Source organism: Brevundimonas sp., assembly GCF_023259385.1.
Classification (GTDB): Bacteria; Pseudomonadota; Alphaproteobacteria; order Caulobacterales; family Caulobacteraceae; genus Brevundimonas.
This window is the reverse complement of the sequence record NZ_JAHFPF010000176.1, coordinates 1-7,772: the sequence shown is the minus strand read 5'-3', so window position 1 is coordinate 7,772 and position 7,772 is coordinate 1. Positions and strand designations below refer to the sequence as shown.

The following is a 7,772-nucleotide window of genomic DNA, read 5'->3' as shown; positions in this document are numbered from 1 at the left end:
CGCGATCGCGCGCGGGATCGGCTTCACCCAGGTGTCGGTCAGTCACGAGGTCAGCCCGCTGATGAAGCTGGTCGGGCGCGGCGACACCACCGTGGCCGACGCCTATCTGTCGCCCATCCTGCGCGCCTATGTGGATAAGGTCGGCGGCGAACTGGGCGAGGCCACGCCCCTGCTGTTCATGCAGTCGAACGGCGGGCTGACGGCGGCGGGCGTTTTTCGGGGCAAGGACGCCATCCTTTCGGGACCCGCGGGCGGCGTGGTCGGCATGGCGGAAACCGCGAAGGTCGCGGGGTTCGACCGCGTGATCGGCTTCGACATGGGCGGCACCTCAACCGACGTGTCCCACTTCGCCGGCGAGTATGAGCGCACCTCCGACGCCGTGGTCGCCGGGGTGCGACTGCGGGCGCCCATGCTCTCGATCCACACGGTGGCGGCGGGCGGCGGCTCGATCTGCCGTTTCGACGGCGCGCGGCTGCGGGTCGGACCGGAATCGGCGGGCGCCGTGCCGGGGCCCCGCGCCTATCGCCGGGGCGGGCCACTAACGGTCACCGACTGCAATGTGTTGCTGGGCAAGCTGAAGCCGGAGCTCTTCCCCGCCGTCTTCGGACCGGGCGCGAACCAGCCGCTGGACGCCGACGCCGTGCGCGCGGGCTTCGCCGAACTGGCCGCCGAGGTCGAGGCGGCGACGGGCCGCGCCACCACGCCCGAAGCCCTGGCCGAGGGCTTCGTCACCATCGCCGTGCAGAACATGGCCGAGGCGATCAAGTCGATCTCGATCCAGCGCGGCTATGACGTCACCCGCTATGTCCTGAACTGCTTCGGCGGCGCGGGCGGGCAGCACGCCTGTCTGGTGGCCGACGCCCTGGGCATGACGACGGTGATGCTGCACCCGTTCGCGGGCGTGCTGTCGGCCTACGGCATGGGTCTGGCCGAGGTGCGGGCGATCCGGCAGGCGACGGCGGCGATCCCGCTGGAGATCGCTGCCGACGCCGAAATGGCGGCGCGGGTGGGCGAGCTGGCCCAACAGGCGCGGGCCGAACTGGCGGCGCAGGGCTTCGCCGACGACCGGATCACGGTGACGGCCCGGGCCGAGATCAAGTTCGCGGGCTCGGACACGCCCCTGAGCGTGCCCTTCGGTCCCGCCGACGACATGAGGTCCGCCTTCAAGGCCCTGCATCGCCGTCGCTTCGGCTTCTTCGCCGAGGGCAAGGCGCTGGTCGTCGAAACGCTGGAGGCTGAGGCCACCGGCGCCTCGGGCCAGACCGCCGCGACCGATGGCGACCCGCGCGAGCGGACGCCAGAGGCCGTGACCCGCACCCCGGTCTGGATGGCCGGGGAAAGCCGCGACGCCCCCGTCTATCGCCGCGAGGACTTCGGACCCGGCGCCGCCGTCGACGGCCCGGCGGTGATCCTGGAGGACACCGGCACCACCGTGGTCGAACCGGGCTGGCGCGCCGCCGCCGACGCGGGGCTGAACCTGATCCTGGAGCGGGTCGTTCCCCTGCCCGCCCGCACGGCCATCGGCGCCCACGCCGATCCGATCCTGCTGGAGGTGTTCAACAGCCGCTTCATGGCCGCCGCCGAACAGATGGGCGAGGCGCTGCGGGCCACGGCCTATTCGGTGAACATCAAAGAGCGGCTGGACTTCTCCTGCGCTGTCTTCGACGCGGGCGGCGCCCTGATCGCAAACGCGCCGCACATCCCGGTGCATCTGGGTTCGATGGGCGAAAGCATCCGCACCGTGGTCGCCTCGCGCGGCGGCGCCCGCGGGCAGGCCCGGGATGGACGCGGCATGAGGCGCGGCGACGTCTATATGCTGAACGCCCCCTACAACGGCGGCACGCACTTGCCTGACATCACCGTCATCATGCCTGTCTTCCTGGATGCGGATGAGGCGCCGGCCTTCTTCGTCGCCGCGCGCGGACACCATGCGGACGTGGGCGGCATCACCCCTGGCTCCATGCCGCCGACCTCGAAGACGGTCGAGGACGAAGGGGTGCTGATCGACGACTTCCTGCTGGTCGACGCCGGGACGCTGAGGGACGCCGAGACCCGCGCCCTGTTCGCCTCCGGGGCTCATCCGTCGCGCAACGTCGACCAGAACATGGCCGACCTGAAGGCCCAGGTCGCCTCCTGCGCGCGCGGCGCCGACGAGCTTGCGCGCATGGTGGCCGAGTTCGGGCGCGACGTGGTCGCCGCCTACATGGGCCATATCCAGGACAACGCCGAGGAGGCGGTCCGCCGCGCCATCGCCGCCCTGAAGCCCGGATCCTTCGATCTGGAGATGGATGACGGCGCGATCATCCGTGTACGGATTGACGTGGATCCGGAGGCCCGCAGCGCGGTCGTGGACTTCACGGGGACCAGCGCCCAGCGGCCCAACAACTTCAACGCGCCGCTGTCGATCACCCGGGCCGCGACCCTGTATGTCTTCCGGACCCTGGTGGACGACGCCATCCCGCTGAACGAGGGCTGCCTGAAGCCGATCGAACTGATCGTGCCCGAGGGATCGATGCTGAACCCCCGCTATCCCGCCGCCGTCGTGGCCGGGAATGTCGAGACCAGCCAGGCCGTGGTTGACGCCCTGTACGGGGCCTTGGGCGTGCTGGCGGCCAGCCAGGGGACGATGAACAACTTCACCTTCGGCGACGCGACCCGCCAGTACTACGAGACCATCGCCGGCGGCTCGGGCGCCGGGCCCGGCTTCGACGGCGCGGCCGCGGTGCAGACCCACATGACCAACAGCCGCCTGACCGACCCCGAGGTGCTGGAGACCCGCTTCCCGGTCCTGCTGGAAGCCTTCGCCATCCGCCCCGGCTCGGGCGGGGCGGGTGCGAACCGGGGCGGCGACGGCGCTGTGCGGCGCGTGCGGTTCCTGGAGCCCCTGACCGCCGCCATCCTGTCCAACCATCGCCGCACCCCGCCCTTCGGCGCGGCGGGTGGCGAGCCGGGCGCGGTCGGCGTGAACCGCGTCGAGCGGGCGGACGGAACGGCGGAGACGCTGGGCGCCACGGCGGAGGTGGAGATGGCGGCCGGGGACGTGTTCGTGATCGAGACTCCGGGCGGCGGCGGGTTCGGGAGGGCCTAGGGCTTCCCCAACCCCGCGAACCGCGCAACTCTCCGCCCGGGGACGAAAAGGGGACGGCGGATGCTGGTGCTGCTGGGAATCGCGGTCGTGGTCGCGGGCTTCATCGCCCGGATCAATCCGCTGCTGGTCATACTGATCGCCGCCGTCGTTACGGGCGTATTGGCGGCGGTGACGACAGGGGCGGATCCTCGAGCCCTGTTCGACGCCGGCGTGGCGACGCTGGCCCGGCTGGGCGAGGCCTTCAACGACAACCGCTACTTCCACATCACCTGGCTGATCCTGCCGGTCATCGGCGTGCTGGAGCGCGCCGGGCTGCAGGAGCGGGCGCGCCAGCTGATCGCCCAGGTGCGGGCCGCCACCGCGGGGCGGCTGCTGCTGGTCTATCTGCTGGTCCGTCAGGCGACGTCGGCCCTGGGGCTGACCTCGCTGGGCGGGCATCCGCAGATGGTCCGGCCGCTGGTGGCCCCCATGGCCGAGGGCGCGGCGGAGGCCGAACACGGTCCCCTACCCGACAAGGTCCGCTTCCGCATCCGGGGCATGTCCGCCGCCACCGACAACGTCGGCCTGTTCTTCGGCGAGGACATCTTCATCGCCATCGGCTCCATCGTGCTGATGGTCGGCTTCCTCGAACAGGCGGGCATCCGGGTCGAGGCCCTGCACATCTCCCTGTGGGCCATCCCCACCGCGATCGCGGCCTTCCTCGTGCACGGCGTCAGGCTGTGGCTGTTCGACCGGTCGGTGAAGCGCGACCTCGCCGCGCCCGCCGCCGCCGATGCGGAGGCGGCGCAATGATCACCCTGCAGCACGCCTACATCCTCGTCGGGCTGATGTTCCTGGCTTTCGCCGTCTTCACCGCGATGGACCGGAGCCACCCGACCCGCATCCGCAACACTCTGTTCTGGGGCCTGATCGCGGCCTCCCTGCTGTTCGGCGATCTGCTGGGCGGACTGGGCAACGGCCTGCTGGTCGTGGCGCTGGTGATCGTCGGCGCCGTTGGAAAGATGGGCGTCGGCCGGCCCGCGACCACGACGCTGGAGGAACGGCGCGAGGGCGCGGCCCGGCGGGGCAACGCCCTGTTCGTACCGGCCCTGATCATCCCGCTGGTCGCCGTCGGCGGGACACTTCTGGCCAAGTACACGGGGGCCGGGGCCTGGCTGATCTCCTCGACACAGACGACCCTGATCGCCCTGGGTCTCGGCTGCGTCATCGCCCTGTTCGCGGCCATGGCCTGGTTCCGTCCGCCGGTCCTGGCCCCGGTGCAGGAAGGCCGCCGGCTGATGGACTCCATCGGCTGGGCGACCCTGCTGCCCCAGATGCTGGCCTCGCTGGGCGCGGTCTTCCTGGCCGCCGATGTGGGCGGGGTGGTCGGTCAGCTGGTCAGCCAGACGGTCCCCCTGACCACGCCCCTGCTGGCGGTGATCGCCTACTGCCTGGGCATGGCGCTGTTCACCGTGGTCATGGGCAACGCCTTCGCCGCCTTCCCGGTGATGACCGCCGCCATCGGCCTGCCCATCGTGGTGCACCAGTTCGGCGGCAATCCGGCCATCGTCTGCGCCATCGGCATGCTGGCCGGTTTCTGCGGGACGCTGATGACGCCCATGGCCGCCAACTTCAACGTGGTGCCCGCCAACCTGCTGGAGCTGCCCGACCGCAACGCCGCCCTGAACGGGGTTATCCGGGCCCAGCTTCCCACCGCCCTGCTCATGCTGATCGTCAATATCGGGCTGATGTACGCCCTCGCCTTCCGGTTCTGAGATGACCCACACCCTCGACGCGGCCACCGCCTCCCGCTTCGCCTCCGCCGCGCTGGGGCACGTCACCCTCGAGTATCCGAACAAGCTGGATCACGTGATGACCGGCAGGCGCGACGTGCGAGGTCCACGCGACCTGCACCCGATCTTCTTCGGCAGCTTCGACTGGCATTCCTGCGTCCACGGCTGGTGGACCCTGTTCACCCTGCTGCGGCTATACCCGAACAATCCCGAGGCGCCGCGGATCTGGGCGCTGGCGAACGAGCTGTTCACCCCGGACAACGTCGCCGCCGAGGTCGCCTATCTGGCCCAGCCGTCCAGCCGGGGCTTCGAGCGTCCCTACGGCTGGTGCTGGCTGCTGATGCTGGCCGCCGAGATGGACCGGCACGACAGCGAGGACGGCCGCCGCCGCGCCGCCACCCTGAGTCCGCTGGCGCGGGCCTTCGCCGACCGCTTCCACGCCTTCCTGCCGCTGGCAGGCTATCCGGTGCGGGCCGGGACCCACTACAACACCGCCTTCGCCCTGCGGCTGACGCTGGACTGGGCCGAGACCAACGATCCGGCGCTGTCGGCCCTGTGCCGGGAGAAGGCGCTGGCCTGGCATGCGGACGACCGCGACTGTCAGGCGTGGGAGCCGTCGCAGGACGAGTTCCTGTCCCCGGCCCTCATGGAGGCCGCCCTGATGCGGCGGGTGATGGCGCCCGAGGCTTTCCGGGACTGGTTCAACGCCTTCCTGCCGAAAGTCGGATCACAGAAGCCGGCGACCCTCTTCACGCCCGCCAGCGTCAGCGACCGGTCGGACGGGAAGATCGCCCATCTAGACGGATTGAACCTGAGCCGGGCCTGGTGCTGGCGCGAGATCGCCTCGGCCCTTCCTGAAGACGACATCCGCGCCGTCATCGCCGGTCGGGCCGCCGCGACCCACCTGGACGCCGCCCTGCCCCACGTCACCGGCGACTATATGGGCGAGCACTGGCTGGCCAGCTTCGCCCTCCTGGCGTTGCAGGGCTGACGAGATTCGACCTATAAGTGTCGGAAATCTATGTTTTTCTTGTAGACCCGCATCGGATGAAACATGGTTATCCCAATCCGGGATAGAGCATGTTCCAGTCGCTACGCTGCAGGATCAGGGGTCACATCTTCGTCGACAGCCGCGCGCTGCCCGGCATGCAGACCTGCATCCGTTGCCGCGTCCGCCAGCCGTTTGAGAGCCTGAAGCTGGTCGCCTCCGCCGAAGGTCCGGCGCCCTGGGACCGGTCCGAAGCCTAGACCAGCCGGCTCTGCACCACGGCCGCGGCGATGAAGCCGGCGAACAGGGGGTGCGGCGCGAACGGCCGGCTCTTCAGCTCCGGGTGATACTGCACACCGATGAACCACGGGTGGTCGGTGCGCTCGACGGTCTCGGGCAGGACGCCGTCCGGCGACAGGCCGGCGAAGACCAGGCCGGCCTTCTGCTCGATCGCCTCGCGGTAGTTGATGTTGACCTCATAGCGGTGGCGGTGCCGTTCGCTGATGGTGGTCGAACCATACATCTCCGCGATCTTGGATCCCGGCTTGAGCGTCGATTCATAAGCGCCCAGGCGCATCGTGCCGCCCAGGTCGCCGCCCTGCTGGCGCAGGACGCGCTGGTTGCCCTGGGTCCATTCGGTCATCAGGCCGACGACCGGCTCGGTCGTGGGGCCGAACTCGGTGGAGGAGGCCTTGGGATAGCCGGCGAGGTTCCGCGCCGCCTCGATCACCGCCATCTGCATGCCGAAACAGATGCCGAAATAGGGAATGTTGCGCACCCGCGCGAAGCGGGCCGCCTCGATCTTGCCTTCCGAGCCACGTTCGCCGAAGCCGCCGGGCACCAGCACCGCGTGCGCGCCCTGCAGCCGGGCCTCGCAGGCCTCAGGGTCGCCCTCGAAGGTGTCGGCCTCGACCCAGTCGATGTTGACCTTGACGTTGTTGGCCACGCCGCCGTGGTGCAGCGCCTCGATCAGGGATTTGTAGGCGTCCTTCAGGACCGTGTACTTGCCGACCACGGCCACGGTGACCTCGCCGTCGGGCTGCAGCCGGCGACGGGCGATCTCCTGCCAGCGCGACAGGTCGGGCGCCGGGGCGTCGGTGATGCCGAAGTGGGCCAGGACTTCCGCGTCCAGCCCCTCGCGGTGATAGTCCAGCGGCACGGCGTAGATGTCGGCCGAGTCCATTGCCTGGATGACGCCGCTTTCGCGCACGTTGCAGAACAGGCCGATCTTGCGCTTTTCCTCGGCCGGAATGGGTTGTTCGCACCGGCACAGCAGGATGTCGGGCTGAATGCCGATCGAGCGCAGCTCCTTGACCGAGTGCTGCGTCGGCTTGGTCTTCATCTCGCCGGCGGTCTTGATGAAGGGCAGCAGGGTCAGGTGCACGAAGCACGACTGGCCGCGCGGCAGGTCCTGGCCCAGCTGGCGGATGGCCTCGAAGAACGGCAGGCCCTCGATGTCGCCGACCGTGCCGCCGATCTCGACCAGCACGAAGTCCACATCCTCGCCGTCATCGGTCACGGCCGGCGTCAGGCAGAAGGATTTGATCTGGTCGGTGACGTGCGGGATCACCTGCACCGTAGCGCCCAGATAGTCGCCCCGGCGCTCCTTCTCGAGGATGGTCGAATAGATGCGGCCGGTCGTGATGTTGTCGGACCGGGCGGCCGATACGCCGGTGAAGCGCTCATAGTGGCCCAGGTCGAGGTCGGTCTCGGCCCCGTCGTCGGTCACGAAGACCTCGCCGTGCTGATACGGGCTCATCGTGCCCGGATCGACGTTCAGATAGGGGTCGAGCTTACGAAGGCGAACCTTGTAGCCGCGCGCTTGCAGAAGCGCGCCGAGAGCGGCGGAAGCGAGGCCTTTTCCCAATGAGGAAACCACGCCGCCGGTGATGAACACGTAACGGGCCATGGGAGATCAACCTAC

General features: G+C 69.7%; 6 protein-coding genes. 5 read left to right on the top strand and 1 reads right to left on the bottom strand.

The features are described 5' to 3' along the window. The 5 genes from Q0C81_RS13305 to Q0C81_RS13285 all read left to right on the top strand — a co-directional run. A partial coding sequence (locus Q0C81_RS13305) for a hydantoinase B/oxoprolinase family protein (RefSeq protein ID WP_291838700.1) occupies positions 1 to 3,088 on the top strand: 3,088 nt, incomplete at its 5' end. Between the two features lie 60 nt (positions 3,089 to 3,148). Further along, positions 3,149 to 3,880, top strand: a complete 732-nt coding sequence (locus Q0C81_RS13300; protein WP_291838698.1) for a DUF969 domain-containing protein — start codon at positions 3,149 to 3,151, stop codon at positions 3,878 to 3,880. Next, complete coding sequence (locus Q0C81_RS13295) at positions 3,877 to 4,842, top strand: DUF979 domain-containing protein (protein WP_291838696.1); 966 nt, start codon at positions 3,877 to 3,879, stop codon at positions 4,840 to 4,842. Before Q0C81_RS13300 ends, Q0C81_RS13295 begins: the two co-directional genes overlap by 4 nt. A gap of 1 nt (position 4,843) precedes the next feature. Then, on the top strand, positions 4,844 to 5,851 hold the full coding sequence (locus Q0C81_RS13290; RefSeq protein WP_291838694.1) for a DUF2891 domain-containing protein: 1,008 nt from the start codon (positions 4,844 to 4,846) through the stop codon (positions 5,849 to 5,851). 89 nt (positions 5,852 to 5,940) lie between these two features. After that, positions 5,941 to 6,108, top strand: a complete 168-nt coding sequence (locus tag Q0C81_RS13285) for a hypothetical protein (protein ID WP_291838690.1) — start codon at positions 5,941 to 5,943, stop codon at positions 6,106 to 6,108. Here Q0C81_RS13285 and Q0C81_RS13280 read toward each other — a convergent pair. Then, positions 6,105 to 7,757: a CTP synthase gene (locus Q0C81_RS13280; protein ID WP_291838687.1), complete on the bottom strand. Its 1,653-nt coding sequence runs from the start codon at positions 7,755 to 7,757 to the stop codon at positions 6,105 to 6,107. The two genes, Q0C81_RS13285 and Q0C81_RS13280, sit on opposite strands and share 4 nt — an antisense overlap. Positions 7,758 to 7,772 lie beyond the last annotated feature (15 nt).